Genomic DNA, 25,364 nt, shown 5'->3' with positions numbered 1-25,364 from the left:
TTCTAAAGGTTTTTACAATTTAAAGATACTAATTCAACTTATTATTACAGAATAAATTGCGATAAATCTTTATTTTTTACTATATTCGACAATTTTTGATCGACATAATTCGGGGTAATGTCGATATGTGCCGGTGCAATTTCAGAAGCCTCATAAGATAGTTCTTCAAGTAAACGTTCCAAAATTGTGTGAAGTCGGCGGGCACCAATATTATCAGTTTCCTGATTTACTTCTGTAGCAATTTCTGCAATACGTTCAATTGCTTCTTTTGTAAATTCAAGAGTAACGCCTTCTGTTTCAAGTAACGCTTTATATTGTAAAATTAACGATTGATCAGGCTCCTGTAATATGCGTACAAAATCATCCTTCGTTAATTTTTCAAGTTCTACGCGAATCGGGAATCGCCCTTGCAGTTCCGGGATTAAATCACTCGGCTTAGATATATGGAAAGCACCTGCTGCGATAAATAGCATATAATCGGTTCTAACAGTTCCATATTTCGTATTTACGGTTGAACCCTCTACAATCGGTAATATGTCTCGTTGCACCCCTTCACGGGATACTTCTGCAGATGAAGAACCTTTACTCGCAATTTTGTCAATTTCATCAATAAAAATAATACCTGACTGTTCCGCACGGTGAATTGCTTCACTGGATAAAGCATCTGTATCGATTAGTTTATTGGCTTCTTCCTGAACTAAAATACGTCGCGCATCCTTTACTTGAACTTTGCGTTTTTTTGTTTTTTTCGGCATTAAATTAGACAGCATATCTTGCATACCATTCGCATTATCCATATTCATCCCGGGCATTGCATCAAAAAGTGATGGTGCACTTTCCGTTACTTCAATCGTAACCCACTGTTCTTCTAATTTTCCGTCTTTTAAATCCTGAGCAATTTGCGCACGTCGCGTACGAATTTCCGGCTCTTCCTGCTGAGCTGTATCTTCTTGGGCAGTATCTTTTTGACCAAACAGCATTTCAAATGGATTTTGCGTAAGCTTTTCTTTTACTTTTGAAGGGACTAATAGTTTTATTAATACGTCATTCGCGTTACGCTCAGCTTGTTCCTTAACCGCTTCAACCATCTCGTCTTTCACGAGGCGGCGGGACGCTTCCACTAGGTCACGTACCATTGATTCGACATCGCGACCCACATATCCAACTTCCGTAAACTTCGTTGCCTCCACTTTAATAAAGGGAGCATTCGTTAGTTTAGCGATTCTACGTGCAATTTCTGTTTTCCCTACACCAGTAGGTCCAATCATTAATATATTTTTTGGAATTACTTCAGTTTTTAGCTCTTCACTTAGCAGTGAGCGGCGATAACGGTTGCGCAATGCAATCGCAACAGCACGCTTGGCAGTTTCCTGACCAACAATATGTCGGTTCAAATGTTCCGTAATCTGTCTTGGTGTTAAATTGATCGAAGTCATTATAATACCTCCACGATTATATTATGGTTTGTAAACACACAAATATCCGCAGCAGTCGTTAATGCAGCCTCTGCGATTTCCTTTGCCGTCAAATGATCTGCAGCATGTTTCTTTAATGCACGACCAGCGGATAATGCGTAATTCCCACCTGAACCGATTGCTAAAATACCATCATCCGGTTCAATTACTTCACCTGTCCCTGATACAAGCAGTAATGTTGATTTATCCATAACGAGTAGCATAGCCTCTAGTTGTCGCAGCATTTTATCTCCACGCCATTGTTTCGCTACTTCGACTGCAGCCCTTTGTAGATTGCCATTATATTCATTGAGCTTTGCCTCAAACATTTCAAATAATGTAAATGCATCTGCAACAGAACCTGCAAACCCCGCTAACACTTTCCCATTAAACAGACGTCTGACCTTTCGCGCCGTATGCTTCATTACAACAGCATTTCCTAGTGTTACTTGACCATCCCCGGCCATTGCACATTCACCTTTATGATGAACGGCGAATATCGTTGTCGCATGAATTTGACCCATATTTCATTTCCCCCTTAACTTATGCTCTCGGATGACTTTTCATATATGTCTTTCTTAAAGCTTCTTTCGTTACATGAGTATAAATCTGAGTTGAAGATAAATTCGCGTGCCCTAGTAATTCCTGAACTGTACGCATATCCGCTCCATTATTCAATAGATGCGTAGCAAAGGTGTGGCGCAGCATATGTGGATAAATTTTAGTGTGCATACTTGCATTATCGATCATCTCACTTAATATATAACGCACACCGCGGGTAGTAAGTTCGCCACCTCGCATATTGACAAAGACTTTTTGATGGTTTTCTTTTTTCATTAAAGATGGACGGACCTGCTCTATATAACGAGTAAGTGCCTCATGCGCATACTGTCCAAACGGGATAATTCGCTCTTTACGCCCTTTTCCCATGACACGGACAATACTGTAATGAAAATCGATGTCTGCAATTTCTAAACTTACACATTCACTTACACGCATGCCGGTAGCATATAGAATCTCCAACAATGCAATATTGCGAATTTGGATTGGCTCATTGCCTTCATTTTTTTCGAATAGTTGTTTCAATTCTTCCTCATAAAAAAAGCTCGGTAATCGCTCTTCCTTTTTCGGATGATAAAGTGAACGAAACGGAGCATCATCAATATTCAGTTCTCGATTTAAAAACCGAAAAAAAGAACGGATAGATGAGATTTTCCTTGAGATAGAAGTTCTTGCTTTTTGTTCATCATAAAGCTTTGTTACATACAAACGTGCATGGATATATTCAACTTCTGTAATTTTTTGTACACCTTCAGAATGTAAAAACGCAAAAAATTCATGTAAATCAGATTGATATTCTCGAACGGTATGTAGAGAAAAGTTCTTTTCCAACTGTACATATCGAATAAATTGTTCTAAATGATTTTGCAATGATACATCCATCCTGTATACCCCCATTTCATACAAAAGAAAAATGATGTGTATGGACACTTAATATTTCCTAAAAAAACATACATATTGACACTATACCTATCATGATAACTTTTCAAGTAAAATATGCTAGAATTATTCGTTTTTCTTGTATTTATTCAGCTAATCTAATAATTATCACGATATTTTTTCTATTTTATCCATTATTTCACGGAAATTATTGTATAAATGTAAAAGCCCTTAAAGTATATCAGTCTTTAAGGGCTTTTCGCAATTAAATTACTTGAGTATTAATAAAATTCTGAATTGATTCCAATGCGCGATTTGCATGTCGCTCTGCACGCTCCGGCTTTGATTTAATGCGTTCGCCAAGTTCTGGGAAAATCCCGAAGTTAACGTTCATCGGCTGGAAGTTTTTCGCGTCTGTATGTGTAATGTAACGAGCCATCGCACCTAACGCTGTTTCGTGCGGGAAGTACAGCAACTCTTGACCTAGCGCCATGCGAGCGGCGTTGATTCCCGCTATTAACCCACTGCCTGCAGATTCCACATAACCTTCTACTCCAGTCATTTGACCAGCAAAGAATAGATTTGGACGCGCTTTTAATTGATACGTCTGCGTTAACACTTTCGGTGAGTTAATAAATGTATTACGGTGCATAACCCCGTATCTTACAATTTCCAAATTCTCTAAACCTGGAATCATTGAGAAGACACGCTTTTGTTCAGGCCATTTTAAATGCGTTTGGAAACCTACCAGATTATAAAGTGTTCCTGCTGCATCATCTTGACGCAATTGAACAACCGCATATGGACGTTTATTTGTTTTAGGATCCTCTAAACCTACTGGCTTCATTGGACCGAATGTCATCGTTTTTTCACCACGGGCAGCCATTACTTCAATTGGCATGCAGCCTTCGAAATACTTTTCTTTTTCGAATTCCTTTAGTGGTGCACATTCTGCAGTAATTAATGCTTCACGGAATGCGTTGAACTCTTCTTTCGTCATTGGACAATTCAAATATGCCGCTTCACCTTTGTCGTAGCGTGATTTTAAGTATACTTTGTCCATGTCGATTGAATCTTTTTCAATAATAGGGGCAGCTGCATCATAAAAGTATAAATACTCTTCCCCAGTCAGCCCTTGAATTTGTTTCGCTAATGCTTCGGATGTTAATGGTCCTGTCGCAATAACAGTAATTCCTTCAGGGATTTCAGTTACTTCTTCATTAATAACCTCAATTAACGGATGGTTTTTCACTTTATCTGTTACATGCCCCGCAAACTCATGACGGTCTACAGCCAAGGCTCCACCGGCAGGTACTGAGCTATTGTCCGCTGCTGCAATAATAACAGAATCCAATTTGCGCATTTCTTCTTTGATTACACCAACAGCGTTTGTTAAGCCATTTGCACGTAAAGAGTTTGAACATACAAGTTCAGCGAATTTATCAGTGTGATGTGCAGGAGTTTGCTTTACAGGGCGCATTTCATATAAACGTACGTTCACGCCACGCTTTGCAATTTGCCAAGCTGCTTCAGAACCGGCTAAACCAGCACCAATTACATTTACTATTTGTTGTGTCATTTTTTGTTACCTCTTCATTTTATTGTGATGGTGTTTCTTCATAATCACATTCACTGTTTGTACATTGAATTTGAACACCTTTTTTCAATTTCTTCTCTACTAATAATGAACTACATTTCGGACAAGGTCTACTAATTGGCTTATCCCATGAAACAAAATCACAATCCGGATAGCGATTGCAACCGTAGAAAATCCGCTTCGTTTTGGATTTACGCTCAACAATTTCACCATCGTCACATGTTGGACATTTTACATCGATCGGTTTGACTATCGCTTTTGTGTTACGGCAATCAGGGAAGTTGGAACAAGCCATAAATTTCCCGTAACGTCCAAGTTTAAATACCATTGGATTACCGCATTTTTCACAGTCTTCCCCTGCAGGCTCATCTTTTATTTCGATTTTTTCCATCACTTCATCAGCATGTTTAACACGTGGTTCAAAATCTTTATAAAATTCATCGATTACATTTACCCATTTTGTAATGCCTTCTTCGATTTCATCCAGATTCTGTTCCATTTGTGCAGTAAATTCGATATTAATGATTTCCGGGAAAAACTCCAATGTTGCCTGGTGGACAATTTCGCCAAGCTCTGTAGGTACGAAACGCTTTGCATCCAGTTGAACATAACCTCGTTTTTGAATGGTATCCAATGTCGGTGCATATGTTGATGGTCGACCTATACCTAGCTCCTCTAACGATTTCACAAGACGCGCCTCCGAATAGCGTGGTGGTGGTTGTGTGAAATGTTGCTTTGGCTCGATTTCAAGTGACTTAACTTTATCGCCAACCTTCATTTCTGGCAGGAGTTTGTTCGTTTCTTCGGTTTGATCATCTGTACCTTCGATATAAAGTTTCATGAATCCCGCAAACTTTACTTGAGAACCATTTGCACGGAATAATACATCGTTATTCTGAAGGTCTACTGTTACCGTATCCAGGACAGCAGGCGCCATTTGACTAGCGATAAAGCGTTCCCAAATTAAACGGTACAGACGCAGCTGGTCACGGCTTAAAATCGTTTTCAACTCATCTGGCGTACGCATCGCACTCGTTGGTCGAATCGCTTCATGGGCATCTTGTGCATTCGCTTTTGATTTCGCTTGTTTTTGCTCTAACGCGATGAAGTCTTTGCCGTACTTTGTTTCGATATACGATATAGCTTCCGATTTTGCAGTTTCCGAAATTCGGGTTGAGTCTGTACGCATATACGTAATTAAGCCGACTGCGCCTTCTTTTTTGCTTAGCTCAATACCTTCATAAAGCTGTTGGGCAAGCATCATTGTTTTTTTCGCACGGAAGTTTAATTTACGCGCGGCTTCTTGTTGTAGTGAGGATGTAGTGAAAGCAGGTGATGCATTACGCTTACGCTCTTTCTTTACAACATTCATAACTTCGAAGTCAGAGCCTTTTACACGTTTTAAAACATCCTTCACCTGGGCTTCATTTGTTAGTTTAATTTTTTCTTTGCCGTCTCCGTAGTAGAAAGCATCAAATTGCTTTTTACTTTTCTCGAAGCTCGCATCAATAGACCAATATTCTTCTGGTATAAAGCTTTTAATTTCATTTTCCCGATCGATAATTAGACGCAATGAAACCGATTGCACACGACCTGCAGACAAGCCTTTTTTCACTTTTTTCCATAGAATCGGACTAATATTATAACCTACTAGACGGTCTAGAATACGACGTGCTTGTTGTGCATCCACTAGATCCATATTAATCGGACGTGGGTGTTTGAAGCTTTCTAATATGGCTTCTTTCGTGATTTCATTAAATACGACACGGCAATCTGATTGAATATCAACATTCAATGCTGTTGCTAAATGCCAGGCAATTGCTTCCCCTTCACGGTCTGGATCGGCTGCGAGATAAATCTTTTTCACTTTTTTTGCTGCCGATTTCAAATCCTGGAGTACCGGACCTTTTCCTCGAATCGTAATATATTTTGGTTCATAATTATTTTCGGTATCAATTCCCATTTGACTACGTGGTAAATCACGTACATGTCCAATTGAAGCTTTTACTTTATATTTTTTTCCTAAGTAGCGTTCAATTGTTTTTGCCTTTGCAGGTGATTCAACAATTACTAAATAATCTGCCATCTGTTTTCCTCCTTATAGAGGTATTGTTATTTTCTTAAATTCAATCATATGAATTTGTCAATGTTTTTCAAAGCTTTTCCTGTTGCAAAATGTATAACAGATTGGCTAATAATGCAACTTTTTTTCAACGATATTTTGAAAACATTTGTAATTCCTGAAGGATTTGAAAGCCATTCCATACCGGAATTGCCCCTTCTTTTATTAATTTATTTGTACCTCGCGACTGCTCACTGAATATATTTCCAGGCACCGCAAACACTTCTTTTCCTTGTTCAAGTGCAAGCTCTGTAGTAATTAAAGTACCGCTTTTAAGTGCAGCTTCTGTAACGATAAGCGCTTCACTTAGACCGCTAATAATTCGGTTGCGTGCGGGAAAATGCCATTTTTGCACGCCTACATAAGGAGGGTATTCTGTTACTAATAAATGTTCGCTTGCCATATGCTTGCTTAATTCTATATTTTCCTTCGGATAATTATGGAACAACCCATGTCCCAATACACCGATTGTCTTTCCACCATAACCAATTGTTGCCTCATGTGCAAGTCGGTCTGCTCCTTTAGCAAGACCGCTGACTATGGTAAATTGCTCATCGATTAGTGGAGGAATCAACATTTTCAATACTTCCTCACTATAGCTAGTTGCTCCTCTGGAACCAATGACCGCAATCATTTTTAATTTATTTAATAATTGTATATCCCCTTTTGCATAAAGCACTGCTGGCGCATCGTATAGTTGTTTCAATCGTTCCGGATAAAATTGACTTGTATAGGGGATGGCGTGAATATTTTCTTGCTCATAATAACTTGTCATTGATTTTGGCAATAGTTCTTTAAAATGACGTAGAAGCTGTATGGCTTTTTCTTCTTTAATTTTTAAATGCAACGCTAAATTTTTTGGTGAAACATGTAATAATTTGTCGAAATCATCTAAAATAGTCATCAAATTTTGGAATTTTTGCCATGATAGAGGGAGGATATAGTGTAGTTTCAATAATTGTTCATTTAAGTGATTCATCATTTCAACACTCCTTTTATAATAGAAGAAATTAAAATGACCGCTTTTATAAATAGTGAGGTAGACATACGAAAAAGATGTAGCGAGGCGACCGCTACATCTTTTATATTAATGTGTTTTACAAACTTCGTATAGACCTTTTTCTTTAATTACTTTAATTAGTGTTTCTCCAATAACAGAAGGTGTTGGGGCAACTTCAATACCCGCTGCGTTCATCGCTTTGATTTTCTCTGCAGCTGTTCCTTTACCTCCAGAAATGATAGCACCAGCGTGACCCATACGTTTACCTGGAGGAGCTGTTTGACCACCGATAAAGCCTACAACCGGTTTTGTCATGTTAGCCTGTATCCACTCTGCAGCTTCTTCCTCCGCTGTACCGCCGATTTCCCCTATCATTACTACTGCATATGTTTCAGGGTCTTCATTGAACGCTTTTAGGCAATCGATAAAGTTTGTACCATTTACTGGGTCTCCACCGATTCCTACTGCTGTTGTTTGACCAATACCCGCTTGAGATAATTGATGTACAGCTTCATATGTTAGTGTTCCAGATCTAGATACAACGCCAACATGTCCTTTTGTATGAATATAACCTGGCATAATACCAATCTTGCATTCATCTGCTGTAATAACACCAGGGCAGTTTGGACCTACTAAACGTGTTTTTCTGCCTTCCATATAGCGCTTTACTTTTACCATATCAAGGACAGGAATATGCTCTGTTATACAAATAGTCATATCTAAATCAGCGTCAACTGCTTCAATAATTGCATCTGCTGCAAACGGTGCCGGTACATAAATAACTGATACGTTAGCACCAGTAGCATCTACTGCCTCCTGTACAGTATTAAATACAGGAACACCTTCAATTTCTAGTCCGCCTTTACCAGGTGTTACCCCAGCAACGATTTTTGTTCCGTATTCCAACATTTGTTTCGTATGGAAAAGGGCTGTTTCCCCTGTAATTCCTTGTACGATTACTTTTGTGTCTTTATTAATGAATACGCTCATGCCTTAACCCCGCCTTCAGATTCAACTAATTTCACGATTTTTTGTGCGCCATCAGCCATAGAGTCAGCGGCTACAATATTTAAACCAGATTCATTTAATAATTTTTTACCAAGTTCTACGTTCGTTCCTTCCAAACGTACAACTAACGGAACTTTTAAGCCTACTTCTTTTGCAGCTGTAATAACACCTTCTGCAATGATATCGCACTTCATAATTCCACCGAAAATGTTTACAAAAATACCTTTTACATTTTTGTCTGATAAAATAATTTTAAATGCTTCTGTTACTTTTTCAGCTGTTGCACCGCCCCCAACATCAAGGAAGTTTGCGGGTGAACCGCCGTAATAGCTAATTGTATCCATCGTAGCCATAGCAAGACCTGCACCATTTACCATACAGCCAATGTTGCCATCTAAAGAAATATAGCTTAAGTCATATTTTGAGGCTTCAATTTCCTTTGCATCTTCCTCATCAAAGTCACGTAATTCTACGATATCTTTATGACGGTACAGTGCATTTGCATCAAAATTGAATTTTGCATCAAGCGCCACTACCTGGTCATCACCAGTTACAACTAGCGGGTTGATCTCTACTGTCGATGCATCTTTATCGATAAATGCTTTGTAAATACCAAGCATTAATCCTACTGCTTTATTTACTAACTTCGCCGGAATATTCATATTGAATGCCATACGGCGTGCTTGGAAGGCATTCAAGCCTGTTACTGGATCGATTATTTCTTTAAAGATTTTTTCTGGATTTGACTCTGCTACTTCCTCAATATCCATACCGCCCTCTTCAGAACCCATCATTACTACTCTAGAAGTTGCACGGTCTAATACTAAACTTAAATAGTACTCTTTTTTAATGTCCGAACCTTCCTCTATATAAAGACGTTTTACTTCTTTACCGTCTGGACCTGTTTGGTGCGTTACTAAAACTTTCCCTAGCAGTTCTTTTGCGTAAGAGCGAACTTCATCTAAATTTTTCGCAATTTTTACGCCCCCTGCTTTACCGCGGCCACCTGCATGGATTTGTGCTTTTACTACTGTTACATTTGAACCTAGTTCTTTTGCTGCCTTTACCGCTTCTTCTGGTGAAAACGCGACACTCCCTTTAGGAACCGCAACGCCGTACTGCCTTAATATTTCTTTCCCTTGATACTCATGGATATTCATGATACATCCTCCCATCGGACATTTGGAAATTATTCTACTAACATAATCTATTTTATACAATAATTCAGACAATGTCTATATTTGTCACACAAGCAATTTTTACTTTATTTTATGTCAAAAAATTCTCTTCAAATATATTTTTTAATTTTCTGAAAGATATATTCTACTAACAAGATAAATTTCACTTATTTAGCGTCAGCTTATGCTTCTCATCCAAGTGATAAATAAAGGCAAATACTTCGGCAACAGCCTGATACAGTTCCTCTGGTATGGACGTATTTAAATCCAGTTGGCCAAGCAGTTCCACTAAGTTTGGATCTTCATATATAGGCACATCATGCATTGAGGCTTTCTCTAGTATATTGTCGGCAATTTTACCTTTCCCTTTTGCGACAACAGTAGGTCCACTACTTTTCTGAGAATCATAAGATAGGGCAATTGCTTCTTTTCGCACATATTTTTTTTCGTTCATACCCGAATATCCACACCGCCTTGTTGTTCTTCCGATTGTTTTGAAATTTTTGTGTCAGTTTTTATTTCCTGATTTCCAAAAGGTTTGATGAATAAACCGGACAAGGTATATTCCTTGTCCAGTAAACCAGTTTTTAATGTAGCTTTTAATGATTCAGCTAATGAATCCAAATGTGGAATATCATTATATACATTAATTGTCACTACCCGATTTTGCACTTGCATGTCAATGACGGTTTGCTGCAGGGATTCCATATCTAAATAAAACATAATCCGCGCAAAATTAGCATCAATTTTACCATCTTCCTTCATGCGGCCATTCCATTGAAGTGTTGCATCCATTTTCTTACCAAAAAAGTCCAATGGCAGTTGCATTATAAGTTGATGTTGGTGCCCGTTTTCCCCGGAAGACAACTGCATGCCATTAAGCCTAGCCATTACCATTTCAGCCGTATCCTTTAAAACCGCGGGTGTCTGTACGTCTTGAAGAAGCGCTAATAGCTGCGGTTTAAGCTGCTGTGTAATCGCCTGAATATCTCCTGCCTTATTTGCAAGCGCCGCCTCATAGCTAACTCCTAGCCCTTTTAAAACTGTTTTTATTGCTTGTTCCATTGCACGGCTGTCTACTGCTGCCTGTACTTGTGCTTCAGCTTGAGTAAGGGTACTTTGCATGACTGGCTGCGGACTATCAGCTGTAACTTTCACTAAATTTCGCAAGAGCTGATCAGCAAGTGGAAGATTAGAATCGGGCTTAATCAACGAAAGAAGTTGATCCTTTGCTGAAATCCCCTGGTCATTTTGCACAAATAACCTTGACGTCACACTTTCACTGTAACCGCTTGTCAATTGTTGCTGTACTTGATTAGTCAGTACTTCTATTGCCTGCCTTGTTGCAGGTAACTGTTCAAAACGTCCCAATAATTGCTGTAATTGTTGTTTTTGTGTTTGGGATAACAGATTATCATTGTTAATCCAACCCTTTACCTGGTCCAGCATCGGCTTTATATGCTCAGGAGCAGTTTGGGCCAACTGCTGTAGCATTTGCCCTGCTTCCTTTAATAGCGGTGTTGCAGGAGACTGATTAATAGATTGCTGGTTTGCTTGCTGATTAACAGTTTGCCAATTTTGTAGATTCGCATTTTGCGGTAAAATACCGGCTTCTTTTAAGATGGTTAGCGCTTGAAGCTTGGAAGAGATCGGCGCACTATTATCTACTAATGTTTGTGTAGCTCGTGCAAGAAGGAGGCCCCCTGTTTCATTGTTCAATGGCTTTGCAAGGAGTTCAATTTGCTGACGTAAATTTGTTTTAATCGATTCATTCCCACCAGGTTGATTTGCCAACAACTGTGCTAAATTTTCCAAATTGGTAGATAATCCATCAGTTTTTATTCCTTGCGTTAACGCTTGAAATACTGTATTCGTAAATGGCATCTTTAACTCAACCATTCGTTGCAATGCTTGCAGAGCATTGTTTTTATCCACTCCAGCAGGCAAGGCTTTCATCCAGCCTTCTGCAGCTAGCAACTGTTCTTTTGCAAGGGGGAGCTGGTTCTTTATAAAATGCGAGAGTACTTGTTGCAATTCATTTGATTTTGGTAAATTCATCGTGTCCAATAGCTGGGATATTTGTTGTCCAGATGTCATTGATTGCGACATAGGTCCTGTTACAACTTTCAACTCTGTTTGTGGATTAGTTGCTGTTACTTGAAAGAAATGCGCGTCCCCTAACTTTAAAGGCACCTCAAGCTTGGCCATGAGCTTTTGATTACCGACTTGAACTTCCGCCATTTGATTTGGATACAGCTGCTTTATCGTCCCGTGAAATATTTGATCTTGTTTCAATGATAATGGCTGATTTGTTGTCATTTGTTGTGCCATATTCGTTTGAATGGAATTTGATGATGCAAAGTTCATGCCGTTACTCCCTTCTTTGAAGCATCGATTTTATCGGTTCGAATGTTTTTCGGTGATGAACTGTCGGTCCATGCTGCTGGAGTGCTTCTAAATGTTGCTTTGTACCATAGCCAGCATGTTGAGCAAATCCGTATTGAGGGTATTGTATATCCAAGTTTTCCATATACTCATCACGTGCTGTCTTTGCTAAAATGGACGCCGCTGCAATTGCTAAGCTGCGTGCATCACCTTTTATTATTGAAGCTTGGGGAATCGCTACTGGAAGCGACATTGCATCCGCTAAAATAAAATGTGGCGTTGCCTCAAGTGCTTCTATACTTTTTAACATCGATTGCCGTGTCGCCTCATATATATTAAGTCGATCAATTTCTTCAACACTTTGGAAATGAACGGCATAGTATAGTGCATGTTTTTTAATTCGCTCGGCATACTCTTTACGCTTTTCCTTTGACAATAGCTTCGAATCATTAACACCTAGCAACTCCTGACAGTAGTTTGGCAAAATCACTGCTGCTGTTACAACAGGTCCTGCTAATGGGCCTCGTCCTGCCTCATCAGTACCTGCTATATAAGCATCTTCATATGGTAGGTAGCCTGCATCAAATTGTAGTTTTTCATCATGTGCTTTTTGCAGTACCTCTATTTTTTCTAAACGTTTTTGAAACTGCGCCCATACTTTCACAACACCTGCACGGTCATCTTGTGCAATTTCATCCATCCATGGCTCAATTTGCGTAGATCCTTTTAATACTTCTGTAATCTCTTTGATTGTTTTCATTTATATTCCTCTAATCTAATAAGTTCACTGTAATTTTATAGAGTTGATTTTTATAAGGGTATATTATTTGTTATTGCCCTTAACTCCAATCAACTTAACTATAGTTCTAACTGTTATATCGTCTATTCTTTTCATTATAAAAGAAAAAACCTTTTTCAAATAATGAAAAAGGTTTTGATCCTAATTTTATTGCTCGGTTTCTTGTTTTTGTTGGCGGCGAAGTTCTGCTGTTTTTTTTCGACGTTCTTCGTTTTCTATCTCAATCGCTTCTGCTAATTGTTCTTTTTCAATTTGCTCAGATACAAAGTCGAATGTGAGCTTTCCAAGATGTTGATCACGAATATCACGTACAATCAATACTGCTACTTGATCATAATCAATTTCCCCACCTTGTCCAAATACACGACGTAATTTTCCAATGGCATCAAACGTTTCAACTAACTCTTCAGACACAGAAGAAATTTTATACCGTTCTTCCATTCGGGCTGGGTAATGTAACGCTAAAAAGTTTAAGCCATATACAGCTAAGTCTTCCATATTAGTAATTGTATCTTTAATGGCACCTGTAAGAGCAAGCTTGTAGCCTACTTCCTGATCTTCAAACTTTGGCCATAATATACCTGGTGTATCAAGAAGTTCAATTTCCTTGCCGACTTTAATCCATTGCTGCGCTTTCGTAATCCCTGGTGTATTTCCCGTTTTCGCTAAGTTTTTCTTTGCCAAACGGTTAATCAATGTTGATTTCCCTACATTCGGAATCCCTACAATCATTGCCCGAATTGCACGGGGCTTCATACCTTTTGATCTCATACGGTCCCATTTGTCAGCTAGGATCTCCTGTGCAGCTTTTGTCACTGCCTGTAAGCCTTTACCTTCCAATGAGTTGATCGCTACTGCCTTGAAGCCTCTATCAGCGAAATATTGAATCCAGCGACGTGTTTCTTGCTCATCGGCCATATCTTGTTTATTTAAAACGAGTAGACGTGGTTTTTGATGAATTACCTCATCAATCATCGGATTACGTGATGATAAAGGCAAACGTGCATCCACCAGTTCAAAAATGATATCTACAAGTTTTAAACTTTCCGATACTTGACGGCGCGCCTTTGCCATATGTCCCGGAAACCATTGAATTGTCATATTAGTACCCTCCTGAAAATAATTCATATCTTTATCTACAATTGTGTTACTTTTTTCAGCCTAGACATCTCGATTTTTTTAAAAGTAGAAACCCATTGCTTAGTTATTCCAATTGTCATGATGATAATTTCTTAAACAAAAAAATGAGGAGTTTAAACTATCCCCCTCATTTTAGACAATATTTATAATTTAGAACGATAAATATTATTTTACGATTTCAATCTCGCTTAATGGCCAGAAAATAATACTCGTATTACCGATAATTTCCTTTTGTTCGACAATACCGATATGACGACTATCTTTACTGAAGCGTCGGTTATCGCCCATTACGAATACATAACCTTCCGGAATTACATCTAATGATGGATCAATATCTTTTAGGGAGAAGTCACCTGTTAAGTTGCCTTCGCTAATTTGTGCTTTATATGCATCTAAATATGGCTCATCAATTGCTTCACCATTAATGTATAGTTGGTCATCTTTATATTCCACAAAGTCCCCTGGAACGCCAATGACGCGTTTTATATAATCTTTTTGTTCAGGTGCGTGGAATACGACGATGTCAAAGCGACTAGGCTCGCCGATTTTATAGCTAAATTTGTTAACAATCATCCGATCACCATTCTCAAGGGTTGGCATCATTGAATCCCCATCTACTACAATCGGTGTAAATAAAAAGTAGCGAATAAATGCGGCAATTGCAAACGCAATAAGTAGAGCTTTTGTCCATTCCCACAGCTCATTTTTTTCTTTTTCAGTTTTTTCCACGTAGCTATCCCCCTTGCTCATCACATTTATTGTATACGAAATATGTATTTCAAGCAAAAATCTAACCTGTATTTATTTATCCAACTAATAAGCTTTATGTATATAAACGTATATTTAATACAATTTATTTGAGAAAGAAAGAAAGAAAGAAAGAAAGAAAGAAAGGGACTTGTAGATACAAGCCCCTTCTAAATAGTTCTTATCGAATTTCTTTAATACGAGCAGCTTTACCACGTAGGTTACGTAGGTAGTAAAGTTTAGCACGACGTACTTTACCTTTACGAACTACTTCTAAATTAGCGATTTTTGGAGTGTGTACTGGGAAAGTACGCTCTACACCAACGCCGTAAGAAATTTTACGTACTGTGAAAGTTTCGCTAATTCCGCCACCACGACGTTTAATAACTACACCTTCGAATAATTGGATACGCTCACGAGTACCCTCAACGATTTTAACGTGTACCTTAACTGTGTCACCTGGTTTGAATGACGGTAAGTCTGAACGTAATTGATCTTTAGTGATCTCTGTAATAATGTTTGACATTGTTTTCTCTCCTTGGACAGATGCTCTTGCACGCTAATCTCAGCCACAGCGGAACACCGTAATTCAGTGCCTACATAGAAGCACAAAATGAATCTTATCATAAATTTTACAAGCTTGCAAGTAGTTTTGCTTTACATTTCACTCTTAATCTTTTCAAGCAATTTCAATTGTTTATCCGTCAATTCTAATGCATCGAACAAATCGGGTCTGCGTTCCAATGTACGGACAAATGATTGCTCCTCACGCCAGGCATCGATCTTCGCGTGATTACCTGACAACAGTATATCCGGTACTTTCATACCTCTAAAATCAGCTGGTCGTGTATAATGCGGATGCTCTAGTAGCCCTGTAGAAAATGAATCCTGGATATGCGAATCTTCTTGCCCAAGTACCCCCGGCAATAAGCGAACCACTGCATCGATCACCGTCATCGCTGGAAGCTCTCCACCTGTCAACACGAAGTCCCCAATGGAAATTTCATCTGTTACAAGGTATTGACGAATACGCTCATCATAGCCTTCATAATGACCACATAGGAATACTAAATCTTCTTCCTTCGCTAATTCTTCTGCCTTTTTCTGGGTGAAGCGCTCACCTTGCGGGCACATTAAAATAACGCGTGGTTTGCGACCTTCTGTAATAGCCTCAACAGCATTAAACATTGGCTCGGGCTTTAATACCATTCCGGCACCACCACCATACGGGTAGTCATCAACCTGCTTATGCTTATTTACACTATAGTCTCGAATATCTGTTACTGCTAACTCCACCGCACCTTTTTCCTGAGCCTTTTTTAATATCGATGCACCAAAGACACCGGAAAACATGTCGGGAAATAAACTCAATACATGAATCTTCATTCTAATAGACCTTCCATTACATGAATAATAATTTTCTTCTCTTCGACATCGATTTCTTTTACGATATCCTCAATATAAGGAATGTAATGCTTTTTACCGCTTGATGCTTTAACTTCCCAAACATCATTGGCGCCTGTTTCCAGAATGTCGGTTACAACTCCAATTAATTCGCCTTCTTCTGAAAACACTTCACAATCTTTAATTTCAAAGTGATAGTATTCGTTTTCATCCAGCTCGTCTTCTTCCAGCTGATCCATCGTTATTTTCAGTAGACCTTCCTTAAAAGGCTCCACTAGGTTAATGTTTTCCATTCCTTCAAATGTTACTAAAATAAAGTTTTTATGGCGACGTGATGAAGCGATTGTTACCCAAGTCGGCTTTTTATCATCCTTTTTAAATGCCGCTAATTTAGAACCTACAGCAAAACGCTCTTCTTCAAAATCTGTTGTCGATAAAATCCGAAGTTCTCCACGAACTCCATGTGTATTTACAATACGTCCTACATTAAACCATTCCATGTATATTCCACCTTTTTAGAGTCTGTTGATTTTAAATGATGGTGGATGCTTTCCGCGGGCACGGACTACACGAACGTCTCAGGCGATGGCTCCTAACACTACGCTTTCGTCGCAAAATAAATTTCGCTTTTCCCGCTGGAGTCGCCACCTCCATTTCAATCAACTAGTTGTAATTGTTCAATAAAATATTGCTGATTGAATTATCATAACAAAAAAAGAAGGGTTAGCAAAATGCCACCCTTCTTTTATTAATCCAATATATCGACATACGTCTTTTTCTTCTGGTGGCCGCCCGCTGCTGAGTACACAATCGTACGAATTGCCTTCGCAACACGTCCTTGCTTGCCTATCACTTTCCCTCGATCCTCTGGATGAACAAAAAGCTTATAAACAACTCGATTTGAAGTTTCGTCCGTCTCAATACGAACGTCTTCAGGATAATCGACCAATGGTTTAACAATTGCTTCAATCAGCTGCTGCATAATGCCACCTCCGAATTAATCATTGAATTATTTGCTGTATTTAGCGTTATGGAATTTCTCCATGATACCTTGTTCTGAGAACAGGTTACGTACAGTATCAGATGGTTTTGCACCATCAGCTAACCATTTAAGAGCTTTCTCTTCATCGATTTGTACTGTAGCTGGAACTGTAAGTGGGTTGTAAGTACCTACTGTTTCGATTTGACGGCCGTCACGTGGTGAACGAGCGTCTGCAACTACGATACGATAGAAAGGAGATTTTTTAGCTCCCATACGTTTTAAGCGAATTTTAACTGCCATTTTATATAGCACCTCCGAATAAGTTTCACACAAGATATTATATTATCAATGTCTTAGTGGTTTGTAAAGTGTTTTTTCTTAACACCCTATTTTTTTATTTAAATAACGAATCTAAACCAGGCATTTTCATCTTTTTCTTACCTTTACCCTGCGTCATACCTGTCATTTGTTTCATCATTTTTTTCATATCTTCAAACTGCTTCAATAAGCGGTTTACTTCTTGTATAGTCGTACCTGAACCAGTTGCAATACGTTTTTTGCGGCTCGCCGAAATAATTTCAGGGTTTGTCTTTTCTTTTGGTGTCATCGAATAAATAATTGCTTCAATGCGCCCCATTTGCTTTTCATCAACCTTGACATTATCCAAGCCCTTCATTTTGTTCGCACCTGGAATCATTTTTAGTAATTCATCCAGCGGTCCCATTTTTTTCACGGCTTGAAGCTGCTCAATAAAGTCATCAAACGTGAATGATTGCGTCATAAACTTTTCTTCAAGTTCTTTCGCTTTTTCCATATCAACGTTCGCCTGTGCTTTTTCAATGAGTGATAATACGTCACCCATACCTAAAATACGTGATGCCATGCGTTCTGGATGGAATGGCTCCAATGCATCCATTTTTTCGCCCATACCAACAAATTTAATCGGCTTTTCAGTAACGGCACGGATTGATAAAGCCGCACCACCACGTGTATCACCATCTAATTTCGTTAAAACAACGCCCGTAATGCCGACTGCTTCATTAAAGTTTTGCGCAACATTTACCGCATCTTGACCTGTCATCGCATCTACAACTAAAAATACTTCATCCGGCTCTTTTAATCCGCGAATGTCTTTCAGTTCCTGCATCAGCTCTTCATCAATATGGAGACGACCCGCAGTATCGATTAATACAACATCATGATGCTCTTCTTTTGCATGTTCAATTGCTTGACGTGCAATTTCAACTGGAGAGACATCTGTACCAAGTGAGAACACTGGTAAAGAAAGCTGTTTCCCTATCGTCTGTAATTGCTGAACAGCGGCTGGACGGTATATATCCGCTGCTACTAATAGTGGTTTTTTATTGTATTTTTTACGTAATACATTTGCCAATTTACCTGTAGTCGTCGTTTTACCGGCACCTTGTAACCCTACCATCATAATGACTGTTGGGGGACGGTTGCTAAATTTAATAGGGCTTTGTTCTCCACCCATTAAGTTCTTCAATTCATCCTGTACAATTTTAATGACTTGCTGACCAGGCGTTAATGACTTCATAACGTCGACGCCTACCGCACGCTCACTAACCTTTTTAACGAACTCTTTTACTACTTTTAAGTTTACGTCCGCTTCGATTAAGGCAAATCGGACTTCACGCATCATTTCTTTAACGTCTTGTTCCGTAACTTTCCCTTTACCTTTAATCTTTTGGATCGTACCTTGGAGTCGCTCTGCTAAACCTTCAAAAGCCAACTCGTTCGCCTCCTAATCCGATTCCTTTAATTGTTCAACCAATGCCAGTTTCGCTTCTATTGTAGAAGCCTCATCTTGTATCGCATCCGTCAATTGTTTTAGCACTTGTTGACGTTGTTGAAACTTTTCGAATAAATTTAATTTATCTTCATATTCTTCAAGCATCGCCTCAGTACGGCGAATATTATCATAAACAGCCTGGCGTGAAATATTATAACTTTCGGCGATTTCTCCTAACGAGTGATCGTCTAAGTAATAAAGTTCCATATAGCTGCGCTGTTTGTCAGTTAATAATGCTTGATAAAAGTCGAAGAGAAAGTTCATGCGTGTTGTTTTTTCAAGTAGCATTTTTATCTCTCCAATCATAATTTGTCTATCTTATCATAATCTTGTGAGCACTTACTGTCAAGGTAATCTCCTTGTCCAAGAGATATGTTAACGGAAAAAACGAGCAACAAATTCCATCTGTTGCTCGCTTATATTTAATCTTCTATTTTCTCTAGTTCTTTTTCCAGACCTTCAGCAAATAATCCATATACATAACGTTCTGCATCAAATGGCTGCAAGTCATCCATTTTTTCACCTAGGCCAACGAATTTTACTGGAATGTGTAACTTATTGCGAATAGCTAATACAATACCACCTTTAGCAGTACCGTCCAATTTCGTTAACACAATGCCTGTAACATTCGTTACTTCTTTAAAAGTTTGTGCCTGTACAAGCGCGTTTTGACCTGTTGTTGCATCCAATGCCAATAGTACTTCATGAGGTGCATTTGGAATCTCGCGTGAAATGACACGGTGTACTTTTTGAAGTTCGTTCATCAAGTTGACTTTATTTTGCAAACGACCTGCTGTATCACAAATTAAAATATCAACACCGCGTTTTTTCGCTGCACGAATTGCATCATACATTACTGCTGCAGGATCAGAACCTTCTGATTGCGCAATTACTTCCACGCCAACACGTTCGCCCCACACTTGTAATTGATCGATTGCGCCCGCACGGAATGTATCTCCCGCAGCAAGCATAACCGATTTACCTTCAGATTTCAGACGATGCGCTAATTTACCAATTGTCGTTGTTTTACCAACTCCATTAACACCTACGAACAAAATAACCGTTAAATCGCCATCTTGCTGAATATTTAAGTCCGTTAAGTTTTCTTCTCCAGACTCATAGATTTCAACTAATTTCTCAGAAATAATAGATTGAATACCGTTTGTATCTTTAATATTTTGACGCTGTACTTCGTAGCGCAACTTATCCATTAAATCCATAACCGTTTCAAATCCTACGTCTGCCTGTAGTAGTAATTCCTCAAGTTCTTCAAAGAAATCTTCGTCAACTTTACGGTAACGGGCTACTAAATCATTCACTTTTGAAGTAAATGAATTACGAGTCTTCTCCAAACCGGCTTTGAATTTTTGTGTAATGGACCATGCGGAAGGTTTCTTTTCTTCCACTTGCTCCTCAACAACTACTAACGCCGTATCATTATCGCTCAGTTCCGGTTCTTCCTGAGGAGTCGATTCTTCTTGATTTGAAGCTTCTACTTCAACCGCTTCTTGTTCCACGGAGTTTTGAACTGCCGTTTCTTCAATTAATTCAGGTTCGGGCTTATCAGCCGGTTGCTGTTCATCAAGCTCTGGTTGGTCAACTTTTTGTTCCAGTTCCTCGTTGCCGCCAGTTAGCTTTTCTTTTAGTCGTTTAAAAAAGCTCATTTATGACACTCCCTTACATTACTAATTCCGTTTGTTCTTCCAGTTTTACCGAAACAAGCTTCGACACACCTGATTCCTGCATTGTAATACCATATAGAACATCCGCACCTTCCATCGTACCTTTACGGTGAGTAATGACGATAAATTGTGTATGCTCACTATATTTACGTAAATAATCGCTATATCGGGCTACATTCGATTCGTCCAATGCCGCCTCAACCTCATCCAAAATACAGAATGGAACAGGCCGCGTATTTAATATAGCAAATAATAAAGCAATGGCTGTCAATGCACGTTCACCACCAGAGAGCAAACTTAAGCTCTGCAGTTTTTTACCTGGTGGTTGAGCAATAATTTCAATGCCTGTCTCTAGCATGTTATTTGGATCCACCAACACTAAATCTGCTGTACCGCCTCCAAATAACTCCCTGAATGAAATAACGAATTGCTGACGAATTTGCCTAAATGTGTCGCTAAACCGTTCCGTCATTTCTTCATCCATCTCACCAATCGCTTTGTGGAGCGTATCTTTTGCAGAGACTAAATCTTCTCGCTGTTCACTTAAAAATGTATAACGTTCCTGCACACGATCAAACTCTTCGATTGCTGACAAGTTAACTGGACCGAGTTCCTCGATCGATTGTTTTAACAGTTTTACTTTACGGCGTACATCTTCTTCGTTCTCTATATCAATTACTTCGTCCTGAGCAGTCAAGAAGTCCAGCTCATACTGTTCAAGTAGCTGCTCTTGTAAATTATTCATTTCAAATTCAGTACGACTGCGCTTTAATTCTAACGAACGCAATGCATCCACATAACTTTTATGTACACGCTGAATTTCCTGTAAATGAATTTCATTTTCCGTAATCTGTTCGTGTAAAATGGAACGAGTTGTACGGTTTTTTTGAATAATATCTGTTAATGCTTCCTTTTTCGTCACCCATTGAATAATCGTTTGTGCCAACTCATCTGCAGAAGGACCGTTTAACCCATCTTCAGATTCGATCCACTCTATTTCCTGGGAAATTTTTTCGACCGTATTTTGTGCTTTCGCTAAGTTAAGCTCAATTCCTGCAATTGATGCCTGTACTTGTGTTAACTGTTCTTGTGCAACTGCAAGTTCTGATCGTTGGACCGCCAACTGTTCACGCAATACATCTTTTTGCGTTTCACTTTGAGTTTTAGCGAGTGTGAGTTCATCAACCGTTTGCTGTATTTCCTGCAATTCTTCGCTCAATTCTGCTAATCGTTTTTGTGCAATTTTTTGCTCAACACTTAACGATTGCTTCCTTGTAGAAACGGATGATTGCTCCGATTGTGTAATCGTAGCAGTCGTTTGCAAACTTTTTACAATCATATCCAACTCTAAAAGCTTTGCTCGATGAATCTGCTCTTGCTCCCGCATCGCCTCACCTTGCAGCTTCAACTCTTCCAATGCATGACGCATTTCGGCAATTTGTTCTTTTTTCTTTGCTACTGTCTGCTCGGCTGATTGGATTGTTGCTTCCATTCCCTCTAATGTAGCGACAAGTTTATCAAGCTCGGCTTTCCGTGAAAATAATGAGCTTTGTTGCTTTAAAGCACCACCTGTCAACGAACCACCTGCATTGACGATATCCCCCTCAAGAGTTACAACACGATATTTAAACCCACATAAACGAGCTATTTGACTCGCGCCTTCTAATGAAGAGGCTACAAGTACATTACCTAAAAGGTTTTCAATTATTGTCGTATTTTCCTGTGCATAGCTAACAAGCTCATATCCTAAAGCAATATAAGCCGGATGTGATTGTATATCACTCAATTGCTGTGCATGGATTTTTCGGGAACGCATAACCGTTTTCGGAAGAAATGTTGCACGTCCTGCCCGCTTTTGCTTTAGCCAGCTTATTGCCTTTTGAGCATGTTGTTCGTTTACAGTAACAATATGCTGAGATGCTGCACCTAATGCGGTTTCAATCGCTTGAGAGTACTTTGCCTCAACTTGAATTAGTTCTGCTACAGCACCTTCAATTCCATGCAGTTCCCCACGATCCCGTGCTAATAACACTTCCTTAACACCATGGAAAAACCCAGAAAAATCAGCCTCTAATTCCGCCAATGTTTCTTTTCGGGCCTTTAATTGCTGATGATGTTGATACGCCTTATACAATAGCGCCTGCTTTTCATCTAAATCCGAAGAAGCAGTTTTTAATTGAACTTGCATTACATCAAATTGGCTATGTTGCTCTTTAACGGATTGCACCGCCTGATCAAGTGCCTGCTCTGCCATTTCTTTTGCCAAAAGGGCTTCCGTCAGATCTTTTTGGACTTCCGAAGAACGACCTGTCATACGTTCTACAGAGGCTTGCTCTTGCGTTAATTGTTGATCAATATGCTTTAATTCATTTTTAACTGTTGCTTCTTCATTAAGCAAATTGATATACGTATTTTTTGCTTCTTCAATTTCCTGTTCAATTTCAGAAGCAGAACGCGTTAATGCCTGATCAACTTGTTTCAGGGTCGAACGGATTTGCGAAACTATTTTTTGTTTTTCAGTAAATTGCTGATGCTTTTCCAGCTTTGCCTGTTCCAACTCAATAACAGTGTTCGATGCTTCAGTTAAAGTGTCACGCAATTGTTGCGCTTGCTTTTCGGCATTTGAGCGCTTTTCATTAAATAGCGCTTTTCGTCCTTCCCAGCGCTCTACTTCCGCGCTGGCTTCAACAAGCTGCTCTTGGGAACTATCCAATACGTCATCAATTGCTTTTAACTCATTACGCATTTTACGTAACTGTTGCTCAACTTTTGATATTTCGATTGCATGTTCTTTCTCGGCTGCATTTAATTTTTGTTGTTCTTTATTGTAATTTTGCAATGTATTTTCAAATGTACTAATGTCGTGCACCATTAATGCAATATCAAAATCTTTTAATTCCTCTGTCATACGTACATAATCTTTTGCACTCGATGCCTGAATTTTTAACGGTTCAAGACGCTGGTCAATTTCATGCAGAATATCCAGAACACGATTTAAATTCTCATCCGTTTCAACAAGCTTATGCTCCGCTTTTTTCTTGCGTTGTTTGTACTTCAGTACACCAGCTGCTTCTTCAAAAATACTGCGGCGATCATCTGGACGGCTGTTTAAAATTTCATCAACGCGTCCTTGTGAAATAATGGAAAAAGCTTCTTTTCCAAGCCCGGAATCCATAAACAAGTCTGTTATATCCTTTAGGCGGCATTGTTGATTGTTAAGCAGATATTCACTCTCACCTGAACGGTATACACGTCTTGTTACACTAACTTCAGTGTATGGTATCGCTACTTGCTGATCCGTATTATCCAATACAAGTGTTACTTCCGCAAAATTCAATGCTTTACGTGATTCGCTTCCTGCAAAAATAACATCTTCCATTTTAGCACCACGTAAACTTTTAACAGACTGTTCACCCAAAACCCAGCGAACAGCATCTGTTACATTACTTTTCCCACTACCATTTGGTCCTACAACTGCTGTAACACCCGGAACAAAATCAATTCCGATTCGCTCGGCAAAAGATTTAAAACCTATTACTTCGAGTCTCTTAAGGAACATGTTATTCCCCCTCTTGCTTTGACTGCTTAAGCATTAGCATGGCACTCTGCGCCGCTTGCTGCTCAGCCTCTTTCTTTGATTTTCCACGGCCAATACCTAATTCGTCATCATTTAGCAGCACACGAGAAACAAACGTTCTATTGTGTGCCGGACCTTTTTCATCAACAATTTCGTAGTATAAAAGACCGTTATTTGTTTGCTGTATAATTTCTTGCAATTGACTTTTAAAATCCATCACATGCGAAAAAGCACCGACTTCAACTTTAGGGAATACGATACGCTCTAAAAAGGCGACAACTACATCTAAGCCTTGATCTAAATAAAGGGCACCAATAAATGATTCAAATACGTCAGCAAGTAGTGCTGGACGTTCCCGACCACCAGTTAGCTCTTCCCCTTTACCTAATAAAACATATTGTCCAAAATCAAGTTCATTCGCAAATACAACGAGCGATGGCTCACATACAATTGATGCACGTAATTTAGTTAGCTCACCTTCACTCATATTTGGGAATTTTTCAAATAAATATTTGGATACAGATAATTCTAGTACAGCGTCCCCTAAAAATTCTAATCGTTCGTTGTCCGTAAATAGTTTGCGGCGATGCTCATTCACATAGGATGAATGCGTAAAAGCTTGATATAATAAAGCTTTATTTTGAAAATGAATATTCATTTCGTCTTGGAAAATTTGGAATTGTGATTTTACTTTATCAGGGAGTACACCAGGTTTGTGGTTGTTCCCTTTTCTTCTTTGGGTCATAGAGTTTCTGCCTTCCTATTAGTTTCTCACGTTTAGTTTACCTTGTTATATAGTATTGTGCAAAGGGTATCAGCCAAAATAGTTCCGAAATCCTTTTTATTTTGTTTATCCAATAAAATCGGGCAATTCCCCTGAAAAATCAGTTAATTACCCTCTTCTTGAATTTTGGTTGGAAGGGAAAGTAAAATAAGTGGTTTATCATCATAGGTTGGGGAGGGAGAATGAATTGCATAATGAGATAAATAACGGAAGGAATTTCCGTTATTTCGAAAATAAAATAAAAAGCAGCAA

23 protein-coding genes are annotated in these 25,364 nt (G+C 38.9%); all 23 read right to left on the bottom strand.

Translation table 11 applies throughout. The features are described 5' to 3' along the window. Positions 1-44 precede the first annotated feature (44 nt). The 23 genes from hslU to rnc all read right to left on the bottom strand — a co-directional run bounded on the left by hslU (position 45) and on the right by rnc (position 25,073). Positions 45-1,436, bottom strand: a complete 1,392-nt coding sequence (gene hslU, locus MHH95_RS08965) for an ATP-dependent protease ATPase subunit HslU (RefSeq protein WP_339215489.1) — start codon at positions 1,434-1,436, stop codon at positions 45-47. Next, positions 1,436-1,978 carry an ATP-dependent protease subunit HslV gene (hslV, locus tag MHH95_RS08960; RefSeq protein WP_191698418.1) on the bottom strand — a complete coding sequence of 181 codons (543 nt, stop codon included), beginning with the start codon at positions 1,976-1,978 and terminating at the stop codon, positions 1,436-1,438. Before hslV ends, hslU begins: the two co-directional genes overlap by 1 nt. Positions 1,979-1,997: 19 nt before the next feature. After that, positions 1,998-2,897, bottom strand: coding sequence for a tyrosine recombinase XerC (gene xerC, locus MHH95_RS08955; protein WP_191698419.1), 900 nt, complete (start codon positions 2,895-2,897; stop codon positions 1,998-2,000). 262 nt (positions 2,898-3,159) lie between these two features. After that, positions 3,160-4,473: an FADH(2)-oxidizing methylenetetrahydrofolate--tRNA-(uracil(54)-C(5))-methyltransferase TrmFO gene (trmFO, locus tag MHH95_RS08950; RefSeq protein WP_191698420.1), complete on the bottom strand. Its 1,314-nt coding sequence runs from the start codon at positions 4,471-4,473 to the stop codon at positions 3,160-3,162. Between the two features lie 19 nt (positions 4,474-4,492). After that, complete coding sequence (gene topA / locus MHH95_RS08945) at positions 4,493-6,577, bottom strand: type I DNA topoisomerase (protein WP_340727212.1); 2,085 nt, start codon at positions 6,575-6,577, stop codon at positions 4,493-4,495. A 124-nt stretch (positions 6,578-6,701) separates the two neighbouring features. Further along, positions 6,702-7,595 carry a DNA-processing protein DprA gene (gene dprA, locus MHH95_RS08940; protein ID WP_340727211.1) on the bottom strand — a complete coding sequence of 298 codons (894 nt, stop codon included), beginning with the start codon at positions 7,593-7,595 and terminating at the stop codon, positions 6,702-6,704. A gap of 105 nt (positions 7,596-7,700) precedes the next feature. Beyond that, positions 7,701-8,603: a succinate--CoA ligase subunit alpha gene (gene sucD, locus MHH95_RS08935; RefSeq protein WP_340727210.1), complete on the bottom strand. Its 903-nt coding sequence runs from the start codon at positions 8,601-8,603 to the stop codon at positions 7,701-7,703. Further along, complete coding sequence (gene sucC, locus MHH95_RS08930) at positions 8,600-9,781, bottom strand: ADP-forming succinate--CoA ligase subunit beta (RefSeq protein WP_191698424.1); 1,182 nt, start codon at positions 9,779-9,781, stop codon at positions 8,600-8,602. The genes sucD and sucC overlap by 4 nt, the downstream gene beginning before the upstream one ends. Positions 9,782-9,962: 181 nt before the next feature. Then, positions 9,963-10,253, bottom strand: a complete 291-nt coding sequence (locus MHH95_RS08925; protein ID WP_191698425.1) for an EscU/YscU/HrcU family type III secretion system export apparatus switch protein — start codon at positions 10,251-10,253, stop codon at positions 9,963-9,965. Further along, positions 10,250-12,166 (bottom strand): hypothetical protein, encoded by a 1,917-nt coding sequence (locus tag MHH95_RS08920; RefSeq protein WP_340727209.1) that lies wholly within the window; start codon positions 12,164-12,166, stop codon positions 10,250-10,252. Before MHH95_RS08920 ends, MHH95_RS08925 begins: the two co-directional genes overlap by 4 nt. 4 nt (positions 12,167-12,170) lie before the next feature. Then, a complete protein-coding gene (locus MHH95_RS08915) occupies positions 12,171-12,944 on the bottom strand; it encodes a ribonuclease HII (protein ID WP_191698427.1) in 774 nt (257 codons plus the stop codon). Between the two features lie 186 nt (positions 12,945-13,130). Continuing rightward, positions 13,131-14,084, bottom strand: a complete 954-nt coding sequence (ylqF, locus tag MHH95_RS08910; protein ID WP_340727208.1) for a ribosome biogenesis GTPase YlqF — start codon at positions 14,082-14,084, stop codon at positions 13,131-13,133. Between the two features lie 204 nt (positions 14,085-14,288). Then, entirely contained in the window at positions 14,289-14,852 is a 564-nt protein-coding gene (lepB, locus tag MHH95_RS08905) for a signal peptidase I (RefSeq protein WP_318245167.1), read from the bottom strand. Positions 14,853-15,051: 199 nt separating this feature from the next. Continuing rightward, positions 15,052-15,396, bottom strand: a complete 345-nt coding sequence (gene rplS, locus MHH95_RS08900; protein WP_191698429.1) for a 50S ribosomal protein L19 — start codon at positions 15,394-15,396, stop codon at positions 15,052-15,054. Positions 15,397-15,527: 131 nt separating this feature from the next. Beyond that, entirely contained in the window at positions 15,528-16,256 is a 729-nt protein-coding gene (gene trmD / locus MHH95_RS08895) for a tRNA (guanosine(37)-N1)-methyltransferase TrmD (protein ID WP_340727207.1), read from the bottom strand. Further along, entirely contained in the window at positions 16,253-16,774 is a 522-nt protein-coding gene (rimM, locus tag MHH95_RS08890) for a ribosome maturation factor RimM (RefSeq protein ID WP_340727206.1), read from the bottom strand. Before rimM ends, trmD begins: the two co-directional genes overlap by 4 nt. A 248-nt stretch (positions 16,775-17,022) precedes the next feature. Further along, positions 17,023-17,256 (bottom strand): KH domain-containing protein, encoded by a 234-nt coding sequence (locus tag MHH95_RS08885; RefSeq protein ID WP_008403311.1) that lies wholly within the window; start codon positions 17,254-17,256, stop codon positions 17,023-17,025. A gap of 27 nt (positions 17,257-17,283) precedes the next feature. After that, the gene (gene rpsP / locus MHH95_RS08880; RefSeq protein ID WP_191698432.1) at positions 17,284-17,556 is read right to left on the bottom strand and encodes a 30S ribosomal protein S16; all 273 of its coding nucleotides are present in this window, start codon (positions 17,554-17,556) and stop codon (positions 17,284-17,286) included. 94 nt (positions 17,557-17,650) lie between these two features. Then, complete coding sequence (gene ffh, locus MHH95_RS08875; protein ID WP_340727205.1) at positions 17,651-19,009, bottom strand: signal recognition particle protein; 1,359 nt, start codon at positions 19,007-19,009, stop codon at positions 17,651-17,653. 12 nt (positions 19,010-19,021) lie between these two features. Then, a complete protein-coding gene (locus MHH95_RS08870; RefSeq protein WP_191698434.1) occupies positions 19,022-19,357 on the bottom strand; it encodes a putative DNA-binding protein in 336 nt (111 codons plus the stop codon). Positions 19,358-19,491: 134 nt separating this feature from the next. Next, entirely contained in the window at positions 19,492-20,733 is a 1,242-nt protein-coding gene (ftsY, locus tag MHH95_RS08865; protein WP_340727204.1) for a signal recognition particle-docking protein FtsY, read from the bottom strand. Between the two features lie 13 nt (positions 20,734-20,746). After that, entirely contained in the window at positions 20,747-24,310 is a 3,564-nt protein-coding gene (gene smc, locus MHH95_RS08860; protein ID WP_340727203.1) for a chromosome segregation protein SMC, read from the bottom strand. A gap of 1 nt (position 24,311) precedes the next feature. Next, the gene (rnc, locus tag MHH95_RS08855) at positions 24,312-25,073 is read right to left on the bottom strand and encodes a ribonuclease III (protein ID WP_191698437.1); all 762 of its coding nucleotides are present in this window, start codon (positions 25,071-25,073) and stop codon (positions 24,312-24,314) included. Between the last annotated feature and the right edge of the window lie 291 nt (positions 25,074-25,364).

Origin of the sequence: Solibacillus sp. FSL K6-4121, assembly GCF_038002585.1 — a bacterium.
GTDB classification, from domain to species: Bacteria; Bacillota; Bacilli; order Bacillales_A; family Planococcaceae; genus Solibacillus; species Solibacillus faecavium.
This window is presented reverse-complemented; position numbering and strand designations above follow the sequence as displayed.